Source organism: Veillonella parvula (genome assembly GCF_036456085.1).
Classification (GTDB): domain Bacteria; phylum Bacillota; class Negativicutes; order Veillonellales; family Veillonellaceae; genus Veillonella; species Veillonella parvula_E.
Map to the genome: position 1 here is coordinate 545,164 of NZ_CP138632.1, position 21,609 is coordinate 566,772.

At 35.8% G+C, this 21,609-nt stretch carries 27 protein-coding genes; 1 reads left to right on the forward strand and 26 read right to left on the reverse strand.

Going from position 1 to position 21,609, the window contains the following annotated elements; translation table 11 throughout:
- Positions 1-5: 5 nt before the first annotated feature.
- The 17 genes from PK1910_RS02620 to cobU form a co-directional block, all read right to left on the reverse strand.
- Complete coding sequence (locus PK1910_RS02620; protein ID WP_008713907.1) at positions 6-884, reverse strand: polyprenyl synthetase family protein; 879 nt, start codon at positions 882-884, stop codon at positions 6-8.
- A 9-nt stretch (positions 885-893) separates the two neighbouring features.
- On the reverse strand, positions 894-1,100 hold the full coding sequence (gene xseB / locus PK1910_RS02625) for an exodeoxyribonuclease VII small subunit (protein ID WP_008713906.1): 207 nt from the start codon (positions 1,098-1,100) through the stop codon (positions 894-896).
- A complete protein-coding gene (xseA, locus tag PK1910_RS02630; RefSeq protein ID WP_287511206.1) occupies positions 1,075-2,298 on the reverse strand; it encodes an exodeoxyribonuclease VII large subunit in 1,224 nt (407 codons plus the stop codon). Before xseA ends, xseB begins: the two co-directional genes overlap by 26 nt.
- Before the next feature lie 2 nt (positions 2,299-2,300).
- Positions 2,301-3,254, reverse strand: a complete 954-nt coding sequence (locus PK1910_RS02635; RefSeq protein WP_008713902.1) for a Kae1-like domain-containing protein — start codon at positions 3,252-3,254, stop codon at positions 2,301-2,303.
- Positions 3,254-3,658 (reverse strand): transcription antitermination factor NusB, encoded by a 405-nt coding sequence (gene nusB / locus PK1910_RS02640; protein ID WP_008713900.1) that lies wholly within the window; start codon positions 3,656-3,658, stop codon positions 3,254-3,256. The genes PK1910_RS02635 and nusB overlap by 1 nt, the downstream gene beginning before the upstream one ends.
- A complete protein-coding gene (locus PK1910_RS02645) occupies positions 3,648-4,043 on the reverse strand; it encodes an Asp23/Gls24 family envelope stress response protein (protein ID WP_004695803.1) in 396 nt (131 codons plus the stop codon). Before PK1910_RS02645 ends, nusB begins: the two co-directional genes overlap by 11 nt.
- 11 nt (positions 4,044-4,054) lie before the next feature.
- A complete protein-coding gene (locus tag PK1910_RS02650) occupies positions 4,055-4,435 on the reverse strand; it encodes an Asp23/Gls24 family envelope stress response protein (RefSeq protein WP_004695801.1) in 381 nt (126 codons plus the stop codon).
- 135 nt (positions 4,436-4,570) lie between these two features.
- On the reverse strand, positions 4,571-5,128 hold the full coding sequence (gene efp / locus PK1910_RS02655) for an elongation factor P (RefSeq protein ID WP_004695799.1): 558 nt from the start codon (positions 5,126-5,128) through the stop codon (positions 4,571-4,573).
- A gap of 15 nt (positions 5,129-5,143) precedes the next feature.
- Complete coding sequence (locus PK1910_RS02660; RefSeq protein WP_008713897.1) at positions 5,144-6,217, reverse strand: M24 family metallopeptidase; 1,074 nt, start codon at positions 6,215-6,217, stop codon at positions 5,144-5,146.
- 70 nt (positions 6,218-6,287) lie between these two features.
- Positions 6,288-6,986: a pseudouridine synthase gene (locus PK1910_RS02665; RefSeq protein WP_008713895.1), complete on the reverse strand. Its 699-nt coding sequence runs from the start codon at positions 6,984-6,986 to the stop codon at positions 6,288-6,290.
- Complete coding sequence (cobC, locus tag PK1910_RS02670) at positions 6,986-7,624, reverse strand: alpha-ribazole phosphatase (RefSeq protein WP_004697091.1); 639 nt, start codon at positions 7,622-7,624, stop codon at positions 6,986-6,988. Before cobC ends, PK1910_RS02665 begins: the two co-directional genes overlap by 1 nt.
- A gap of 7 nt (positions 7,625-7,631) precedes the next feature.
- A complete protein-coding gene (locus PK1910_RS02675) occupies positions 7,632-8,762 on the reverse strand; it encodes a pyridoxal phosphate-dependent aminotransferase (RefSeq protein WP_008713893.1) in 1,131 nt (376 codons plus the stop codon).
- A gap of 24 nt (positions 8,763-8,786) precedes the next feature.
- Positions 8,787-9,671 carry a GHMP family kinase ATP-binding protein gene (locus PK1910_RS02680; protein ID WP_008713891.1) on the reverse strand — a complete coding sequence of 295 codons (885 nt, stop codon included), beginning with the start codon at positions 9,669-9,671 and terminating at the stop codon, positions 8,787-8,789.
- Positions 9,672-9,744: 73 nt separating this feature from the next.
- A complete protein-coding gene (cobS, locus tag PK1910_RS02685; protein ID WP_105086511.1) occupies positions 9,745-10,638 on the reverse strand; it encodes an adenosylcobinamide-GDP ribazoletransferase in 894 nt (297 codons plus the stop codon).
- Entirely contained in the window at positions 10,638-11,630 is a 993-nt protein-coding gene (cbiB, locus tag PK1910_RS02690) for an adenosylcobinamide-phosphate synthase CbiB (protein ID WP_004695785.1), read from the reverse strand. Before cbiB ends, cobS begins: the two co-directional genes overlap by 1 nt.
- 12 nt (positions 11,631-11,642) lie before the next feature.
- On the reverse strand, positions 11,643-13,160 hold the full coding sequence (locus PK1910_RS02695; protein WP_004695784.1) for a cobyric acid synthase: 1,518 nt from the start codon (positions 13,158-13,160) through the stop codon (positions 11,643-11,645).
- The gene (gene cobU, locus PK1910_RS02700) at positions 13,153-13,731 is read right to left on the reverse strand and encodes a bifunctional adenosylcobinamide kinase/adenosylcobinamide-phosphate guanylyltransferase (RefSeq protein WP_004695782.1); all 579 of its coding nucleotides are present in this window, start codon (positions 13,729-13,731) and stop codon (positions 13,153-13,155) included. The genes PK1910_RS02695 and cobU overlap by 8 nt, the downstream gene beginning before the upstream one ends.
- Positions 13,732-13,794: 63 nt before the next feature.
- Between cobU and PK1910_RS02705 the strand changes: the two genes are divergently transcribed.
- Entirely contained in the window at positions 13,795-14,130 is a 336-nt protein-coding gene (locus tag PK1910_RS02705) for a hypothetical protein (protein ID WP_004695781.1), read from the forward strand.
- A gap of 46 nt (positions 14,131-14,176) precedes the next feature.
- On the opposite strand, the gene PK1910_RS02710 is transcribed toward PK1910_RS02705, so the two are convergent.
- The 9 genes from PK1910_RS02710 to PK1910_RS02750 form a co-directional block, all read right to left on the reverse strand.
- Complete coding sequence (locus PK1910_RS02710) at positions 14,177-14,692, reverse strand: cob(I)yrinic acid a,c-diamide adenosyltransferase (RefSeq protein ID WP_004695779.1); 516 nt, start codon at positions 14,690-14,692, stop codon at positions 14,177-14,179.
- A 64-nt stretch (positions 14,693-14,756) separates the two neighbouring features.
- Entirely contained in the window at positions 14,757-15,164 is a 408-nt protein-coding gene (gene ndk / locus PK1910_RS02715) for a nucleoside-diphosphate kinase (RefSeq protein WP_287511210.1), read from the reverse strand.
- 22 nt (positions 15,165-15,186) lie between these two features.
- Positions 15,187-16,062 (reverse strand): zinc metalloprotease HtpX, encoded by an 876-nt coding sequence (gene htpX, locus PK1910_RS02720; RefSeq protein WP_004695776.1) that lies wholly within the window; start codon positions 16,060-16,062, stop codon positions 15,187-15,189.
- A gap of 55 nt (positions 16,063-16,117) precedes the next feature.
- A complete protein-coding gene (gene thrB / locus PK1910_RS02725) occupies positions 16,118-17,032 on the reverse strand; it encodes a homoserine kinase (protein WP_004695774.1) in 915 nt (304 codons plus the stop codon).
- A 2-nt stretch (positions 17,033-17,034) separates the two neighbouring features.
- On the reverse strand, positions 17,035-18,324 hold the full coding sequence (locus PK1910_RS02730; RefSeq protein ID WP_004695772.1) for a homoserine dehydrogenase: 1,290 nt from the start codon (positions 18,322-18,324) through the stop codon (positions 17,035-17,037).
- Positions 18,325-18,348: 24 nt separating this feature from the next.
- The gene (locus tag PK1910_RS02735; RefSeq protein WP_004695770.1) at positions 18,349-18,798 is read right to left on the reverse strand and encodes an ACT domain-containing protein; all 450 of its coding nucleotides are present in this window, start codon (positions 18,796-18,798) and stop codon (positions 18,349-18,351) included.
- A gap of 13 nt (positions 18,799-18,811) precedes the next feature.
- Positions 18,812-19,804 (reverse strand): lysylphosphatidylglycerol synthase transmembrane domain-containing protein, encoded by a 993-nt coding sequence (locus PK1910_RS02740; protein WP_004695768.1) that lies wholly within the window; start codon positions 19,802-19,804, stop codon positions 18,812-18,814.
- A complete protein-coding gene (locus PK1910_RS02745) occupies positions 19,801-20,655 on the reverse strand; it encodes a ChbG/HpnK family deacetylase (RefSeq protein ID WP_004695765.1) in 855 nt (284 codons plus the stop codon). The genes PK1910_RS02740 and PK1910_RS02745 overlap by 4 nt, the downstream gene beginning before the upstream one ends.
- 159 nt (positions 20,656-20,814) lie before the next feature.
- Entirely contained in the window at positions 20,815-21,609 is a 795-nt protein-coding gene (locus tag PK1910_RS02750; RefSeq protein WP_004695763.1) for a TrmH family RNA methyltransferase, read from the reverse strand.

The window sequence follows — 21,609 nt, forward strand, 5'->3', positions numbered from 1 at the left end:
ACCCATTAATTCGTACGTTCTAAAAGATAATCAATTAATGCTGATAGTATAGTTGTATCATAAGAAACCAAGTTTAACGCATCATGAGCTTGGCTACCTACTAGGTAGGCTTGATGTTTTGCTTGCTCTAAACCTAGTAAAGATACATAGGTAGATTTATGTTGGCGAATATCACTACCGGGTGTTTTCCCTAATTCTTCAATAGTACCGGTTACATCTAAAATATCATCAGTAATTTGGAATAATAATCCCAGGCAATTAGAATATTCCATAAGGAATGTTCGCGTGGTATTATTAGCACATCCAAGAATAAGACCTAATTCTACAGAAGCGTTAAATAGTGCACCTGTTTTACCAGTATGTAAAACCTTTAATTCTTCTAAAGGAATATGTTTATCTTCACTGAGCAAATCAAAGGCTTGTCCCCCAACCATACCTTCTGGACCAGCCGCAGTAGCAACACATTGTATAGCATCTAGTTTTTGCTGTGCACTAGCAACTGTATTTGAAGTCATCAATTGAAAGGCATATGTTAATAACCCATCACCGGCTAAAATAGCAAGTCCCTCACCGTATACTTTGTGATTGGTCAAATTACCTCTGCGATAATCATCATTATCCATAGCTGGTAAATCATCATGAACTAATGAATACGTATGGATACACTCCATAGCACATAGAAATTCCTTATAATCAGCTGGCTCTTTATGAAGCATTTCTAACACAGCCTTAGTTAAAATAGGTCGTATTCGTTTGCCACCTTGCATTAAACTATAATTCATAGATTCATAAAGTTGTTCAAATTCTTGATTTGGGCTATTAAGTACTTCGCCTAACCATTGTTCAATATTTTGTTTGCTAGATGCTAAATAATCTTTGAACATAGAATCTCCTTATTCGCTGATGCGGACTTCTTCGATAATTTGTTGTACTTCATTTTCAACAGAATCGAGCATTTCAGCACATTCTTTTACCAAAGTTAAGCCCTTTTTATATTGTGATAAAAGCTCAGAAATGGTCATATCCCCATCATCTAATTGCTTAACAATATCTTCTAAGGCCTTATATTTTTTCTCATAACTTTTTAGTGATGCGGCCATCCTTGTGCGCCTCCTTTACCGTAGCAGTAATATAACCATCAGCTAGTGTAACTCGTATATCGTCATTTGGTTGTAATTGGGCAACCGAAGTAATAGGTTTGTTATCATGCTCAACCTTTGCAAAACCTTTAATCATCATTTGTAATGGATTTAGTGACTCTAACTGTTGTGCCAATAATGCTAAGCTATGTCTCTCTGCATTACATCGTTCTTTAGTTGCATTAGTTAGAGTTTGAGAAAGCTCTTGTAAGTGTGATTTTTGCTTATGTAAAAATTGCAGAGCTGGAATGCCAAGTTTTCGATTAAAGAGCAATGTTAAATCTGTACGTTTTTGTTGTAGTGTATAGCGTATATATTCGTGTAAATACTCTTCTTTTTCTGTCAACTGATCTTGTAATATAGTAATTGGAAGTACTGCCATTTCTGCAGCATGGCTAGGCGTAGCACCACGTACATCAGCTACATAATCACATAAGGTGTAATCTGTTTCATGACCTACCGCCGAAATAATCGGTGTATGAGCATTATAAATTGCCTCTACAACAGCTCTATCATTGAAACACCACAAGTCCTCCATAGATCCACCACCACGACCAACGATGATGACATCAATATCTGGATCAGCATCTGCCGTAGCAATTCCTTTTGCTATAATTGGGCCTGCGGTACTACCTTGTACAGGAACGGAAAACAATTTAAATTGAACTAGTGGATTGCGTTGTTTACTAACATGTAGAATATCATGTAATACAGCACCAGATTGGGATGTAACAATACCAATGCAACTCGCCATATAGGGTAAACCTACTTTATGGCTATCATCAAAGTACCCCAAAGCAGTTAACTCTCGTTTTAGAGCGTCAAATTCGAGCTGTAACGGACTTTTAGCACCTATTTGCATATCTGATGCAATGAGATTTAAACGGCCCATTTTATTGTAAAAGTTAACAGATGCTTTTACAGTTACTAATAAACCATTTTGAATGGCATTAGCTAGTCCCTTTTGCATGACGGTACTAGACCACATTGTCACATCAATAGCAGATTCCTCATCTTTTAAAGAAAAATACATATGACCACTGCTATGACGTTTTGCATTAATAATGGTACCACTTACATATACATTCTTTAATAGATATTCACAATCTAAGGTACGTTTTATGAGATTGTTTAATTGTGTAATGGTTAATACATTCACGATTATCCTCTAGATTCTTGTAAATAAGCAGCACCAAAAGCATTACCTGTGGCATTATCAACAGAGAATTGTGGTTGCGCCACATGTAATTGGAGATGATTTCGTTTACAATAGGTTTCCATCCGCTTACGAAGTAAACTATTACTCATCACACCACCTACAGCAATGAGTGCACGTACAGGTTTCTCTTTAGTATGATAAGTAATCATTTTTTCTAGAGCATTTCCAATGGAAGTAAAAACAGCTCTAGCTAACTTAGATTTATCTATATCACTCATAGCGTTATTTATACGCCGCATAGCAGCACTACAAGGACCGGCAAAGCTAATCCATCCGTCTTTTACAGATGATGGCAATGGTTCATATTCTGTAGTTTGTAATGCTAATGCCTCTAAATGTTTACCTGCAGGAAATGGTAAGCCCAACGCGACGCCTATGCGATCAACATATTGTCCCCCTTGTAAATCTCTAGAACCACCAACGATATGAGATTCAAAAATACCGTTTCCTTGATAATGGCAATATAATAGTTCTGTCGTGCCACCTGATAGATGTAATGCCAAAAATGGGTCATTAGGAATATTTTTTAAATCCCTCAAAGCAGCTAATATATGATTCTCTTGATGTGCAAAAATATGTAAAGGCACATTCATAAGATGACTCAAGGTTTGCCCCTGTCCTAACCCGACCATAAAGGCAGGCATATAAGAGCGTTCTTCACGGCGCGGAAAGCCACTAACACCTATGCCGCTAATTGGTACCTGAGGCAACTCTGACATTAACTTAGGCAACGCCTTTGTATGCTGAAAGACCATATTTGATTGTTGTAGTCCTCGCTCACCCAGTTTTACCTCTAAGATTTTACGTGCTTCCCCTACTATGTGAAAGTCGCTATCTACAATGGCACAACTTGTGGTGTAACAACTCGTATCAATGCCTAAGTAATATCGTTTCATTATTTACTCTTATTATATGCGTCTAAGATTGCATTAATTAATTTATAAGATGCATCAGAGCCAAACTCTTTAGCTAATTGAATGGCTTCATTAATAGCAATAGATGGCTCTAAAGGTTCCACTTTATTGTTCATTTCCCAAACTGCAATACGTAAGATAGAACGATCCACCTTATCTAAATTTGCTACTTTACGAGATTTACAGAATGGCTGTAATGTAGCATCAATTGCTTCAACATTTGATAGTACACCCTCTATAATACTATTTGCATATGCCTTATCCATTGCTTTATGAATGTTTCCTTCGGGAAATTGAACATCATTTTGATCAGTATGAAATTCATTGGCATATAACATTTGGAATGCGTATTGACGAGCCTCTCGCCGATTTCGCTTAGTTACCATGTAAAACTGGCTCCTTTTCTTTTACAATACCTTCAATATGCACATCAACCTTAATATGATCAAGATCTAGCATATTTTTTAAGGTTTGTTTGATTTCTAATTGCAATTGTTTCGATAATTCAATGAGATTATATCCATACAATGCTTTAATATAAATATTAATTTCAATAAAACCTTTACGATGCTTTACATTGATACCAGGTAAGCTACGCTGACCAAAAGCATGGGTAATACCCTCTACCAACTCATCGTAAAAGCGTGGGCTTAAAGAATGAATACCAGGAATGGTTCCTAAAGTTTTTGTTGCTACATCAATGATGACAGAATCTGCAATATCAATGGTATCCGTGTCTAAACCATAATTTAATTGATTATCTGAACTCATAGAGATACCTCCTATGGCTGTTGAGGTGTTACTAAATCATCAAAAATAATGTCTTGTACAACTACATCAATAGTTTGAACCTCAATTTCTGTATAAGAGACTAAAGCAGTTTTAATGCGCTCTTGTAGACGTAAAACAACATCAGGAATACGATATCCATACTGAATGCACACATATAGTGTAACTGATATTGCTCCTTCATCGTTAAAGGATATCTTAACACCTTCATGATCGGATTTACGTCTAAAAAAAGTGTTAACGCCATCATTAAAGGTGGAACTCATATGATGAATTCCCTTTGTGTCAAGCGCTGTCATTGTTACAATTGTAGCATATACATCATCATTAATCTTAATCTTACCCGACTCTAGTTCAGTATTTTTCTTGGTCATACTGGCCTCTTTCAAAAAAAGCACCTGTCCCTATATATAATTACATAGACGACAAGTGCTTACAGTGCAAATGTTACGATATATGGGGAATAAGATTCCTTGAAAAGATCTTGCCCCAATACATATCAATGAGTATTAGGCACGTTCGATGTATTGTCCTGTACGAGTATCAATACGAAGTACATCATCTACTTCAATGAAGAGAGGTACTTTTACAGTGTAGCCTGTTTCTAATACGGCTGGTTTATTACCACCAGTTGCAGTATCGCCACGGATACCAGGATCTGTTTCAACTACGCGAAGTTCAACAGCTACAGGTAAATCAATACCGATTACGATACCTTGGAAGAACATGATGGATACTTCCATATTTTCAAGAAGGAAGTTTTTAGCATCACCTAATTGTTCAAGGGTAAGTTCAACTTGATCATAAGTTTCGTTATCCATGAATGTATAAGAGCCATCAGATTCATATAAGTATTGCATACGACGACGATCAACATGTGCTTTAGGCACTTTTTCACCTGCATTAAATGTACGCTCAACTACAGAACCAGTTTGCAAGTTTTTCATTTTAGTACGTACGAATGCAGCACCTTTACCTGGTTTAACGTGTTGGAAATCAACTACTTGCCATACATTACCGTCAATTTCAACGGTTACACCTGGACGAAAATCATTACTGGAAATCATCTAACTCTTCTCCTTCTAAATACCTATTTCAATTAACTCTTTTGGACTATGTGTCAACACCTCATAGCCGTCAGATTTGACGATGACACTATCCTCTATTCTCAATCCGATAGTACCTGTTATATAAATGCCAGGTTCTACCGTAATGATCATATTTTCTGTAAATACCGTATCGGATTTAGTATTGGCTACTGGTTCTTCGTGAATCTCAAGACCTACGCCATGTCCAGTACCATGATTAAATTCCTTGGTATATCCATGTTCTTTAATATAATCACGACAAACTGCATCAAGTTCTTTACCAGTAATACCAGCCCGAACTGCAGCTACGCCACGTTTTTGTGCTTCTAAAACTATACCATACAGCTTCTTTTGTAATTCAGAGGCAGGCCCCATTACAATAGTTCTAGTCATATCAGAATGATAACCCTTATATACTGCACCAAAGTCAAAGGTAACAAAATCACCTGCTTCAATGACCTTATCACTGGCTACACCATGAGGCATACTAGAACGATTACCAGAAGCAACAATGGTTGCAAAGGAAGGTTCCTCTGATCCACGTTTTAACATTTCTGATTCTAATATAATGCGCGCTTCGTTTTCTGTCATCTCTACCTTTAGTTGTGGTAGCAAGGCAGCAAAAGCATCATCACCAATTTTAGCGGCTTTACGCAATAAGTCTAATTCGTCTTCACGCTTAACCGCACGTAGTTTTGCAAAATTGATAGATGTAAAATTAAAGCGTTCATCTAATGTATCACATAAAGTTTCATACGTATCCACAGGCATTTGTTTGCCTTCTATACCGAATAAACCTTCGTGAATATGATGTTCATTGAATATATCTACAAGAGTATCCATAACAGTTGTTTCATATTGAATAACTGTGTACCCTTCACATTGTTTTGTTGCTTGTTCAGTATATCTGAAATCAGTAATCATAAAGGCTTTATCTTGAGTAATGATAGCAAAGCCTGTAGTACCAGTAAAGCCTGCAAAATAATGTAGATTTATAGGGCTTATTAAAATGACGCCTGTTAATTCTTGCTCTTTAATATACTGTTGTAGCAGATTTAATCCATTCATAATCTTGCTCCTAGTCTATAAAGTACAATTAATCTTACCATAAAATACCTATATTGAATAGAATTTTATGCTATTTTTTAAAGCCCTCTATCTGTTCAACGGTCAATTCCATTGCAGAACCAACCTCTTCAATGCCACTTAAATCAATATGACCAATCGTAAGACGTTTCAAATATGTTACAGTACCACCTGCAGCACCAATCATGCGCTTAACTTGATGATACTTACCTTCTTCAATTGTTACATGTACTGAATGTAACGATACAAATTCAATTTCTGCCGGTTTACATTGCGTACCATCTCCAAGAAGAATTCCCTCTTTAATACGTTGTATACCTTCATCAGATAGCGTTCCTTCAAATTCTACGTAATAAACCTTAGGCACATGTTTATTACCATTGATGATAGAATGTCCCCACACACCATCATTAGTTAATAGTAAAAGTCCTTCTGTATCCTTATCTAATCTGCCTACTGGAACTACTCCCATTTTTATGAATTCTGGAGGGAGTAAATCCATAACAACAGGGTGACTAGAATCTTCTACGGCGGTAACATAGCCCTTTGGCTTATGAAATTTTACATAATATAGTTGAGTAGTACTAACAATCTTACCATCAACAGCAACTATATCAACATCAATATCAATATGAGTATCTTTTTTCGTTGTTATACTACCATTGATGGTAACCCTTCTATCTTTTATGATTTGATGGACTTCTTTTCGACTACCATAAGCTTTATTGGCTAATAATTTATCTAGTCGCATTATGCATGACCTTGTAATACATCTACGTGTGCTGTATCATTGAGCAAGTTTAAAATATTATGATCAAATTCTCCCATGCCATTATAGAATATACGATTTATTGCTGTATTACCTTGACTAAAATTCCAACAATGACTAATGGAAATATCTAATAATTTACACAATAATGTTCGTATAGTTCCACCATGACAAGCAATGAGAAGTGTTTCCTCCTCATTATTAACATTGATGAATTCCTCTAGACCTGCCCATGCACGGTCTTGTAAATTCTTAAAGCTTTCACCATTAGGAACCTTAACTAGATGTGGTCGCAAATACATTTCATCTATCAAACCAGGCCAACGATCTTCGATATCTGAAAATAACATAGCTTCCCAATCACCAAAATTAAGTTCTCGTAAGCGTTTATCTACCGTAATAGGAGTAGTACGTTCACCGCGAATGACTTCAGCTGTAACTAAAGCACGACTCAAATCACTAGATAATATGCGATCAAATTTAACATCTTTAAGAGCCTGACCACATGCCTTTGCTTGATTTAAACCATTTTCATTAAGTGGAACATCTGTGATGCCTTGGTATTTTCCCATTTTGTTCCAATCAGTTTCACCATGGCGCACAATATACAATGTTTTCATAGTCTTCCTATACTTTCAAAATATCTGTTAATTTTTCTACTAACTTAACATTAGTATCATGATCTTTTATTGCAACGCGAACCCATTGATTATTTAATCCCATATAAGAATCACAGTTGCGAACAATCATATTATATTTTTTAAGCGCTTCATTAATCGACTCTGCTGTTATTCCTTCTTGTTCAATGTGGAACAATATAAAATTAGCTGAAGGCGGATATACAGTAATACCATTTATAGTATCTAATGAGTTATACATAAAAAGTTGCTCTTCATGTAATACTTGTTTTGTTCGTTTCACATACTCTACATCATTCAAAGCCGCCTCTGTATAGGATTGAGCTAATGTGTTAACAGACCAAGTTGGAATAAAACTATTTAGTTGCTCAATGATAAGAGGATTGCTGAAAGCAGCACCAATTCGTAGCCCTGGCACGGCATAGAATTTTGTAAAAGAATGAACCACGATAATATTATCAAACTCGTTAACTAGGGAGCGCATGGAGTATTCATTATCTTGTAATGTGTCGTTACCAACAAAATCGATAAAGGACTCATCTATAACAAGTAAACTATTAGCATCTTTCAGCATGCTTGCAATAGTACGAATATGGTTCTTATCAAGTAACGTACCATCTGGATTATTGGGATTACCTAGAAATACAATAATACGACCATCTTGCCCTTTTAACTCGGCTGCAAAAGTTTCTAATGCTAAATAAGGAACCTCAAAATAAGGTTTTCCATGTTCATCTTCCCGTGGTCTATAATAAATATCGCGTACTGGAATTCTACTTGCTTCTAAAGCAGCTTTATATTCAGAAAAACCTGGTGCGGGAACAAAAGCGCCCGTATAGCCAGGTAACCGACAAATTGCATATAATAGCTCTGCCGCTCCATTGCCAACTACAATTTGATTTTTATTCATACCATAGATATCAGCAATGGCATTTAATATATCATCATTTGTAGCATCCGGATAATGTGATATATATCGCAATTGAGGTTCTAATGCAGATAAGCCACGTTGGCTAGGGCCTAGTGGATTGATATTAGCACTAAAGTCAATAACCTCATATGGTTCAATTCGTTGTTCATGGGCAAACTGAAAGATATTGCCCCCATGTATTTTAGACATACTATTCTCTTTCTATGAAATACTTTATCGTTTGATATAAGTTAATCCTTCATTCGTAGTTTCAACCGTATCTACATAGGATAATTGTGGCAACTTACGCAAAATCTCATTCTTACAATCATTAATACGACCATAATCAACGGGGAATAATAGTCCCATAATGGTTCCGCTATGAGCGATGATTGTTCCTACACTATTATAAGAATTACCTACATCGTGAAAGTCATATAAATTAGGTTTATATAAAATACGCTGATTGCCAAAGGCACTCAATGTAGCAGCTTGGCCAATAAGCTTTATATCATGCGTTGTAAGCCCCTGTTTAAACAAATCAAAGGATTCTTGTATAATAGATTCTTTTTCTAAAATTTTATTTTGTAAATCTGCTTGTTTATTAAAGCTAACTGTATCAATGCTACCGCCTTCGTCAAAAACGAGGATTTTTAAAGGTGGGCACATACCTAATGGCTTAGAGATAGTCCCTTTAATATAATCAAACTGAGTTACACCTTGATAAAAAGAGGCATCTGTAGGCTCTACAGATAGACAAATTTGCTCAAGTTCTTTTAATGATAAATCATAGTCCATGGCCAAAGCTGTAGCCATAGCTGTTACAGAAATATCTGCCGAACTTGAAGCCATGCCTTTTCCTTGTAGAATATCAGATCTTACATACACAGGCGGGCAAATTTGATTTTTATTTTTTTGTTGGACCAACTCTTGTACTAATTTACGAGCTTGTGCAGACTTTGGTTGAAGTGCACAAAATTCTTTAGAAAAAGGTTGTATTACATTACTCAATGCATAGGAGTATCGATTAATTGGACATGTCACTAAAAATGACTGACCATCAATAGAACCTTGTAGAAATTCCCCACATGTACCTGGGGCTCTTACATAATAGGTCACATTAAACTCCTTTCACATCAAATAAAGTATACGTTCTAAAAATATTAAAACTTTGAAAATCAAAAATTTAGAGTTAGAACATAGTTGGATTATTAACTACCGTAGCTGATTGTATAGATACAATTATGCTATATACCAATATCAATAATACTTCAGTTACTTCCACAACAAATCCATATGTATCACCAGTAGTGCCACCTAACGCTTTTACAATATAGCGGTTTAATAATCGGTTAATAATATACGTAATAATCATGCTAACAATATTGATTTGGAAAATACCTATAGTAGCATATACTAACACACCTAATCCTACTAAATACCCTACATCAGGTGCTGAAAAAATTGCATAAGCACCATATAAAAGTGTATATAATACTAAACCGATTAATAGTAATAGAATAGGCATAAAGAACGTAGATATGGTGTTATAAGTAATAACATGTTTAGGTGCTAAATTAGCAAATGCTGCCCCCATCCCCTGTTCTCTAGCATATGGATAGGATCGAATACTAAAAACCATAGACCAACGGCTCATTAAAGGCATCATAATGAGTGCCATAGGTATAAATTCAGCCGATGGAATCGAAGCTAATAATTGCCATTTCAAAAGTGTAACAAATACAAAAGCAACAACTCCAAAGGAGCCTATACGACTATCTTTCATGATTTCTAGTTTACGTTCTCTTTCACGGCCGGAAAACAAACCATCGCTTGTATCCATCAAACCATCAGCATGAAGGCCACCAGTTATTAAAAACTCAGCCACAACGATAATTAACATCAATGGCATAATCGGAATAAATGGCGATAATACGCCATATAATATAGCTAATATGAGACCAATAATAAGGCCCACATAAGGAAAGGCTACAACAGATTTACCAAAGTCCTCTACAGACCATTCAGTTTGATTTACAATTTTTAAACGCGTTAAAAATTGTAGTGCTATAAAAAAAGGTGTCATTATACATTCATCCCATAGGTAATGACTGTACTAATGATAACCATTAGTATAGTCGTAACATACATCATATAAATTGTTCGAGTAATATGGTTACGGTTTAGCTTTTCAATAGGATCGCCCATATATTCACGGAAGGTCATTTTTTTGAAATACTGATTGTAACCACCTAAACGGATATGTAAGGCCCCTGCCACAGGTGCTTCTGCATACCCCCCATTAGGACTAGGATGTTTTTTTGCATCACGTAAACCGATTTCTATTGCCTTTTTAGCATCAAAGCGTAAAAAGAATGCAGAAATTACAAATAATACAAAGGTAATTCGGGCAGGAATCCAATTTAATATGTCATCAAAGCGTGCAGCTACGCGACCAAAGTACAAGTACTTTTGATTCTTATAGCCTAACATAGAATCCATAGTATTAGCAGTTCTATAAAGAATAGCCCCCATAGGGCCACCGATAATAAAAAAGAAAAAAGGTGCAATAATACCATCTACCGTATTTTCCGCAATCGTTTCTACTGTAGCCCGAGTGATTTCGCTTTCATCTAAGTCTTCCGTATCTCGTCCCACAATCCATGATAAACGTTTGCGAGCATCTACAATATTACCTTGTTTTATTAACTGACTAATGGTAAAACCTGCGCCAGCCAATGAACGTGGAGAAATGGCAATGTAGAGGATCACTACTTCGAAAGCATAGTATACCCATTCGTCTACTACTCCACCTAGCCATAACAATAAAGATACTATGATATATACCGATATAAGAATTAAACCTACTGCAATACCACCGTACCACAATTTCTTCGTATCATTATCAGTGTCTTTATAAAGAACGGCTTCAAAAAAAGATATTATACGTCCAATAATGGCCACTGGATGATATTTACTATTGGGATCTCCAATAATTAAATCCAATAAAAATGCTAAAACTGGTATGCACACAAAGTTATACTTTGAAAACCAGTGAAAAATTGCTAAATGTTCCATATATCTCCTCTACTATCCCAAGGTAGACATAATATAATCCATATCTAGATGTTCCTCCACAATATCAGCTAAGCGATTATATGCCGCATTTTTATGGTCAAAATAATGGAATACTACATCTAATGGTTGTAATCCCTTGCGTTCACGTAATTGATTGATAATAAAACGTCTAAACTCGTCATTATCAAATACACCGTGAATATATGTACCCATTACTTGATGATTACCATCAATAAAACCATCAATAACATTGACAGCCTCTTCACTGCGACTTGTAATTGTAAAGCAACGAGACACCGAATCTGCTAGTGGCGTAGTATCCCCCATATGAATTTCATAGCCTACTAATTTTTCACCCCTGAAAGTACCATTTAAAAACTGTAAATTAGATACATTGAATTGTACTTGATGGGTAGTTTTTTGAGCCTTCATAGTCGTGGAGGATTCAACAAGGCCAAGTCCTTCAATTTCCTCGATATCACCTTCCATATGATGCGGATCATAAATAGTTTTACCTAACATTTGGTTACCGCCACAAACACCGATAATAGGTGTACCTTGAGCAGCCAATTTTTTGATTTCATCAGCAAAGCCTGTATCACGTAAATATGTTAAGTCAGCCAATGTATTTTTAGAACCAGGTAATATAATTAAATCTGGCGTACCGATAACATCTCCAGGGCCTACAAAACGGACAGATACATCTGGCTCATAATTAAGTGCATCAAAGTCTGTAAAATTAGAGATTTTAGGTGTTTGCATAACTACGACCTGAATATCTTTAGTACCACTATTGCGTTTGTTCTCTAATGCAACAGAATCTTCTTCATCAATATCGAGGTTCTCAATGGCAGGAATAACACCTACCACTTTTTTACCTGTTTTTTCTTCAATAAATGTAAGAGCTGGTTCTAATAGTTTGATATCACCACGGAATTTATTGATAACGATACCTTTAATAAGATCGCGTTCTTCTGGTTCTAATAATTCTAAGGTACCAACAATGGACGCAATAGCACCACCTCGGTCAATATCTGCAATGAGAAAAACTGGAGCTTGAGTCATCTTGGCAATACGCATATTTACAATATCATTTGCTTTTAAGTTAACTTCTGCAGGACTACCGGCACCTTCGATAACCATCATATCAAAATTTGAGTCTAAGAAATCAATAGATTCTTTAACCTTATCTAAAGCGGTTAGTGAATATTTTGTATGATATTCTTTGGCACTATATACGCCAACAGGTTTCCCCATCAATACAACTTGAGACGATTGATTTCCTGTAGGTTTTAATAACACAGGATTCATTTGAACAATTGGATCAATACCAGCGGCTTCGGCTTGAGCGACTTGAGCACGGCCAATTTCATCGCCCCATTTTGTCACATAAGAATTGAGGGCCATATTTTGTGCTTTAAAAGGAACGGTCTTAAAACCTTTTCTATAAAAAATACGGCATAATGCAGTACAAAGAATACTTTTACCTACATTAGAACTCGTTCCTTGAAACATGATTTTCTTAGCCATTTATATGAACCTCCTGTGATTTCAATTCAATGGTAACACCACTAATTGTTAAATAGAGTTTATCTGCAACAGAAGCTACTGCTCGATTCACACGACCAGCAATATCTCTAAAATATCTAGCCAGTTTATTATCCGGCACAATACCTAACCCAATTTCATTGGTCACAAATATAACTGTTTTACCTTCACATGATTGTATCGAGTCTAATAAAGTGTCTAATTCTGAAAGTATTGTCTGTTCTAATCTATTAGCATCTTCTTGACCACGAATGGAGCCATAAGCCATCATGTGATTGGTAGTGAACATGGTTAAACAATCTATAAGAATTACATCTGCTGATTGACTGATATTTTCCCATTCATCAGCTAAATGTAAAGGTACTTCAAAATTATTCCATATTTTTCCTCGTCGCTCTTGATGTTTTTTGATGCGATCCACCATTTCCTCATCAAAAGCTTGGCCCGTAGCTACATAAGCTTTTGGCCCCTTTGTAGCCAATGCTAAACGTTCAGCAAATTCACTTTTTCCACTGCGTGCCCCACCGGAACACAATATAATTTGTGATTTCATAATGCACCTATACAAGAATTTATAATTTCAGTATCATTATAAGTATAACAAAGGAGCGATACTATGGAAATTATGAATATGAAACTAAAAATGATGGCTACGCTATGGGATAATACATATCGTGTTGCCATCGATGACGGACAAGGTAAATATATTGGTACTGCACGAGTAGTAGTGAATGTTCCTCTACCACCAGAAGCGTTACCTGAAAATGCACCGCAAGTTGAAGCACAACTATTAGTATTAGTTGAAGACTTTGATTTCGGCGCTGATAAAATTATAAACTTTGAAACAACATTAGCCAATTTATTAAGAGAAAAATTCCGTTATGAAATTCCTCATATCTTCTTTTACTATCCTAGCCCTCAAGATGTTTTAAACCAAACAATTTCACAATAGGTCTATAACGAGCAAAAAGCTATGTAAAATACATAGCTTTTTTTGTTTATTCAGCTCCAAGTTCTTCCTCTACACGACACAAGATAAAGCAAAGGTCGGATAGACGATTTAAGTATTTTAAATTAGATTCGTGAACACTTTCACCAGCGTCTAATACTCGCCATAAAGCGCGTTCCGCACGTCGAGTAATCGTTCTAGCTACATGTAAATAAGCAGAAGATTGTTTTTCACCGGGAATGACAAAACTAGATAAAGGTTCTAACTTTGCATCAAAGCGATCAATAACTTTTTCTAAATGCTTTACATATTGCTCAGTAATTACCGGAGCAGTATTTAAACTTGCAATATCAGCCATTAATGTCCATAAGTTTCGCTCAATATCGTATAATTCAGCAGCAACACGTGGATTTTCAGCATAAGCGCGAGCCAATCCTAAAAAAGCTTGTAATTCATCGATTGTACCATAAGCTTCTACGCGTAAAGATGATTTCTGTACACGTTCTCCCGTGTATAAACCAGTTGTACCAGCATCACCTGTTTTTGTATAAACACTACTTGCCATATGATTACCTCCTATAGATATACATGGATGTAGAAATAAAAGCTAAATGATCCCAACCTTGAGATTATTTGTATTCAGGGAACCAAAGATGAATTTCACGAGCAGCAGCTTCTGGAGAATCAGAAGCATGTACTACGTTAGCATCCATTGTTAGGGCATAGTCACCACGAATACTACCAGGGGCAGCATCTACAGGATTTGTTGCTCCGTTTAAAGCACGTACGGATACAATTGCGTTCTCACCAGCTAACACAAAAGCAAGAACTGGGCCTGATGTAATAAAATCAACTAATTCACCAAAGAATGGCTTTTCCTTATGTTCTGCACAGTGTTCTTCCGCTAATTCACGAGGTACTTGTAAGAGTTTTAATGCTTTAATAACAAGGCCTTTACGTTCATAACGGCTAAGGATTTCACCACTTAATTGACGTTTAACTGCATCTGGTTTAATTAAAACTAATGTTTCTTGCATGATACCCTCCAGTAGATACTAATTATAATATTACCTTTTCTTTATACTTTGGATTCATAGCTTGTTTCTTTAACTTTTGAATACGTTCTTCCGTGCGAGGATGTGTACTAAAAAGATTGCTCAAGCTTTCACCAATTCCCATCATAGGGTTAATAATAAACATATGGGCTGTAGCATTACTTGCATTAGGCAATGCACCATGTTTAGAGTAGTAGTCAATTTTTGCAAGTGCAGAAGCCAGTGCTAATGGGTTGCGACACATATCTCCGCCTCCCTCATCAGCTAAAAACTCACGAGTACGGGAAATACTCATCTGAATAAGACCAGCTGCGATAGGTGCAATAATGATCGTACCAAGAAGCGCCAAAGGGTTAGTGCCTTCTCGATCATCGGAGCGCCCAAATATGGCAGTGAATTGAAGTATATTGGCTATCATAGAAATAGCACCAGCCATCATAGCTGCAATTGTACTAATCAATGTATCTCGATTCTTAACATGTGTTAATTCATGTGCAAGCACACCTTCTAATTCTTCATCAGTTAATAGACGTTGGATACCTTCTGTAACAGCAACTGCTGCATGACTAGGATTTCTACCTGTTGCAAATGCATTCGGTACTTCACTGGGAATGATATAAACCTTTGGCATTGGTAAATTACCATTTTTAGTCAATTTCTCTACCATTGCATATAGTTTTGGATTAGACTGTGCAGTAACAGGTTGAGCATTGTATTGGGCTAAAACGATTTTATCGCTGTACCAATAAGACATAAAATTCATACCCATGGATATGACAAACATCATAATCATACCGCTTCTGCCGCCAATCATATCACCAATAACCACTAAAATGGCCGTTAGCGTAGCTAACAAAAGTGTTGTTTTTATATTGTTCATAGTTTCCTCCAATTATTGTTATGGACTATGCCTAACACTATAATTATACCATAAACTATATAATTAACGCTCCAGTTGTATCAGCTTCTAAGCAATATATTTTATTTTCAATCTCATTTGCTGTGAATACAGCCCCCATAGCCTTTGCTACCTCTTGTACATGAGCTTTATCAACATATGCAATTAGAGTAGAACCCGATCCACTGATAGTTGCACCGTAAGCTCCAGCAACTTTTGCGGCTTCAAAAACTTCATCACAATGAGGAATCAATGTCTTACGATAAGGTACATGCAAGTTGTCATCTAAGGCAACAGATAAATTACTTAATTGATGCGTAATTAAGCTTGTTACAAATAATGAAGCATGACTTACATTTTGTACAGCTTCTTTGAATGGAATATGATTTGGTAGCACAGAACGAGCATACTCAGTAGATACCATGACTTCTGGTACTACAACAGCAAAATGTAGCTCCGGAGGAATAGAAATGACCGTGTTTAGTACCTTATTTTTTAAACCTGTAGCACAACATAAATTTCCGTAAATAGCTGGCGCTACATTATCTGGATGACCTTCCATACGATTTGCTATAACCAGTAACTCTTCTTTTGAAAGTGGATGCTTTACTAATGCGTTCGCCAGTAAAAGTCCCCCTACTATAGCCGTACTACTACTACCTAGTCCACGAGAGGGAGGAATCAAGGTTTCAGAAGTTATATGACCATATCGAATTGGTTCTTGAGCAGTAGCAAAAACTTGATCCATAGCGAAACCAATTAGATTCTTTTTAGGATCTTCAGCGCGTAAAATATCTGCACCAAAACCTTCAAAAGTATATGTATATTCTGTAGCATTTTCATCTGGTGTAAAGCTGAATATATTATAAAGATTTAGTGCTAATCCTAAGCAATCAAAACCTGGGCCACAGTTTGCACTAGTGGCAGGTACTTGTACACGAACAGTATTCATAATTAAGCTTCCATAATACGAATAACACTATTAACAGCCTTAACGGAGCGCAAGCTATTAAAAGAGTCTATAAGATTTAAAATATAAGATCTTGGGCATTTAGATGTAACAATGGCAAGAACTGCAGTTTCTGGATCCATATTTCGTTGAACGATGGATAAAACAGAAATTTTTTGTTCTGCTAATTTTGCAGAGATTTTTGCTAGAACACCTGTTTTATTATCCACTGCTAAACGCAAGTAGTAGCTAGATTGGATTTTACCTGGAGAATAAATATCTTTTTGATCATAATAGAACGGTTTCAAGCGCCCTGTTTCATTATAAGAGACATTCTTTGCCACTTCCATTATGTCAGATACTACAGAACTACCTGTCGGTAAGCTACCTGCACCACGACCATATAGCATGACATCATCGATACCATTGCCCTTAACATAAATTGCATTGTAGGATCCTCGAACAGATGCTAATGGATGTGTCGTAGGAATAAATGCAGGATATACATTTAAAGATAATCCTTGAGCAGTTTCTTTAGCAATACCTAATAATTTAATATTGTAACCAAACTCTTTCCCAAATTTTATATCTTCAGTATCAATACAAGTAATACCTTCTACAGTTACATCTTCAAAGAAAATACGACGGTTAAAGCTAATAGATGCAAGGATTGCCAATTTACGAGCTGCATCAAGGCCTTCTACATCAGCTGTAGGATCTGCCTCTGCATATCCTAAATCTTGTGCTTCTTTTAATACATCTTGGTAGCTTAAACCTTCTTCAGACATTTTAGTCAAAATAAAGTTTGTAGTACCATTCATAATACCAATGATTTCAGTAATACGATTACCGGCTAACGATTCATATAATGTGCGGATTATAGGAATACCACCTAGAACAGATGCTTCAAAACGTAAATCTACCCCATTTTTACTCGCTAAGTCTAATAAGTATGGACCAGCTTCTGCTAATAAGTCTTTATTGGCAGTTACCACATTCTTCTTAGCTTTTAAAGCTCCTTCTACGCAATCCTTAGCAAAGCTTGTACCACCCATCAATTCCACTACCATTTGGATGGAATCGTCTTTTAACACTTCATCAATATCAGTTACATATTTAGCTGTTTCTGGTAATGTAATATGACTATATTTTTCTGGATTTCGTACATAAATTTTTGAAATTTCAACATTGACACCTGTACGATTTTTAATTAATTCAGCATTGTCTTGCAATAAGTTAAAAGTACCTTGTGCAACAGTACCAAAACCTAATAAAGCAATTTTTATAGTGGTCATAATCGTCCTACTCTCTTAATTAGCCTATGCTTGGCCTAAAATTTCTACCTTGATAATACCCTTCATAGAGCGAATATCTAGCAATAAATCTTCTAATGAACCTTGTAAATCCTTGGTTTCAAAAGAAATGCTACTATTCGCAATGCCTTGTAATGGAATATCTTGATTAATCGTTAAAATACTACCGTTACGTTCAGCAATGGCTTTCAAAACGCTTGATAACATACCAGATTCATTTGACATAGAAACATAAATACTAACAATTTTCCCTTGAGCAATTTCAAAAAATGGAAAAACATAATCCTTGTATTTATAATACGCAGATCGACTTAAATCCATTTTTTCAACTGCTTCGTTAATTGTTTTAACCTCACCTAGTTTTAGAATTTCTTTTACTTTTATCGTCTTTTTTATAGCCTCTGGTAAAATATCTTCTTGAACCAGATAAAATTTATCTTTTTTTGGTTTAGACATAGAGCACACTCCCTTATTGTTCTCTTGAAGTTTCTTGGGCAACGAATTGTCGTCCATATAATGTTAATACTGCATACATACCGATGAAGAATGGCATATATTCAGCCACAACACGCCATCCTACAGCGATGATGCCCACTGTTCCATTAGGTACAAAGGCACTAAATAATACTACAAATAGACCTTCTGCAATGCCTGTTCCCCCTGGGGTTGGTGCAAAATACAAAATAAGATTTAATAAAATCATGCGATCTAAAATATCGATAATAGGAATATCTGGTGTGAAAGCATACATTAAAGCGGGTGCAATACAATATAAGCATAATAAACTCAAACCAGATTCAATAAAAACTATTAAAGATTGGACAGGTTGTTTATAAAGTAAACCAAGACCTTGATTTAATGTTTCTAATTTAGAAAGCCAATCTTTAGTGTTATGTGCTTTAAATCGTTGTGCTAGATTATAGACAAATTGACGCATATATTTAGTCTGTAATATATAAGTTCCCACTAAGGCCGCTATAACAGCAAGCACGGCAAAAATCAAAAGCATATCACGAGAGATATATGGAATTTCAATAGCATCTCGTAAGAATACTAATGGCAGCATAATGACCAAAAACATAATGGAAAATACGGTACGTATTAATACAATCGGTGTACCTTTAGATATAGGTACGCCATAACTTCTCAACACCAGTACTTGCGCGACAGCACCCCCGCTAGCTCCAGGTGTCAACATAGCCATAAAATAATTACTAAAAATAACTCGTAGCACTGCTCGTATCGATAACTTGTAACCACCAATTTTTACGAGCCTTTGAAGTCGTAATCCATCAAAATACATACCTGCTACTAAAGCAACTACAGCTAATAATAAGGAAATACTATTAAAAGATGATATGGCTTTCAATGCATCTAAATCAATAGTATAGTAAATGATACCAATTGATACAGCCAACAACAAGAGAAACATAAAGATGCCTCTCTTCATCATTTTACTCATACCAAGTCTCCATAATTAATGAGCTCTATATCATGTTGACTTATATATAATCGCGTATGACTGGAACAGAGTGCTTGCAACTCATCTTCCCAATGATAACCCCAATTATAAAGCTTACTAAGAATACTACTATTACTACCTGGGTGAACCATCAATTCATGGGTACCAGAATGTTTATTTACCGCTTTTAGGATACCCATTAGAGATTTCTGATTTATATGGCCTCCATTTACCATGCCCCAAAAATATTGGGTTGTAGTCATACAATTATTTCGTATGATTGGTCGCGCATTAGCCGCAACCGTTGATAAACCAACTTTACCAAGAAATCGAATTGGGGAATACATATAATTCATAAAACCAGTAGACTCATCGGGTATACGTATAGCATGTATACCAAAGGATTTTGCCTGTTCAATCACAATTGGCAATACCGTTGGTAGAACATGCATATGTTGATGTCCATCAATATGAGTTACCCTTAAGCCGGTATCCATTATTTGAGCTATTTGTCCATGAATCTCTTTACGTAATTCACTATAATTGATTTTGCCAGAGTAAATACGTTTAATAAATTCTACATAGTTCTCTGGAAATACACCTTCTGGTGTGAGAAGTGATGAAACTTCTGATGGATCACATACTGGTTTCACCCCACCTACCAAGGTAATATGAATACCAATGCCCAACTTAGGGTTTTGTTTTGCCATACTTACGGCTTCTGTAAAAGCTTCTCCTCCTGCCATTAAAGAGGTACTGGTAATAATACCCCTACGATGACCATCAATAATACCAGCATTAACTGCACTATGAAGGCCAAAATCGTCTGCATTTACAATTAATTTGGACATAGTTATCTTCCTTTTCATGAAAAAAAGGGAGAACTTTGTTCTCCCACAAAGGATATATGTTATTGTACCAAATACACAACTAAAAAATCAATACAAAAGCCCTCTACTTGTATACTAGTAGAGGACTTTTTATAAGGTCATAAATTTTTATCATATATACTAAGGCATCAATTGTTCTTGTACTTTATACATACATAATGCAGCAGCTACGCTTACATTTAAGGATTCCATATCACCATACATAGGAATCATAATACGATTTGTACATAGATTCATAACCTCTGGTGTTACGCCATTCCCTTCGTTTCCTAATACTAGCATAGTTCGCTTAGCATAACGTACAGTATGATAAGGATTGGAATGTTCTAAAGCAGTTACATAGGTAGTCATATTAGACTCAGTTACCATATCATGTAACAGAGATAAGGTAATATCCTCATATAAAGGTATTTTATGTAAGGCGCTCATAGTACTGCGCACTGTCTTGTCATTAAAAGGGTCCACAGTTCCTTTCATCAAAAATATACCTTTTACACCTGCTGCAACTGCTGTACGAATTATGGTACCTAGATTGCCAGGATCTTGAACTCCATCTAATGTAATATATAAGCCATCATCAATGTGAATGCTTTCCATATCGTATTTTGGTTTTGATACAATAGCAACTACACCTTGTCCATTTACGGTATTATCCACCTTATCAAATATTGGATCTTGTGCAATAAATTTAGGTACAAATTGAACAGTATCTAAGTCTAATAAATCTAATACATGTTTATCTTGCGCTTTAGATTCACGTATAACAATTGTTTTTACTGCCCCCATAGCTGCAATATCTCGAATAGATCGAATACCTTCAACAATGTACTCTCCATATTTTTGGCGATTTTTACGCTGCCCTAATGAGATAATTCGCTTAATGGTCTTATTATCTTTAGATTGGATACATTCCAT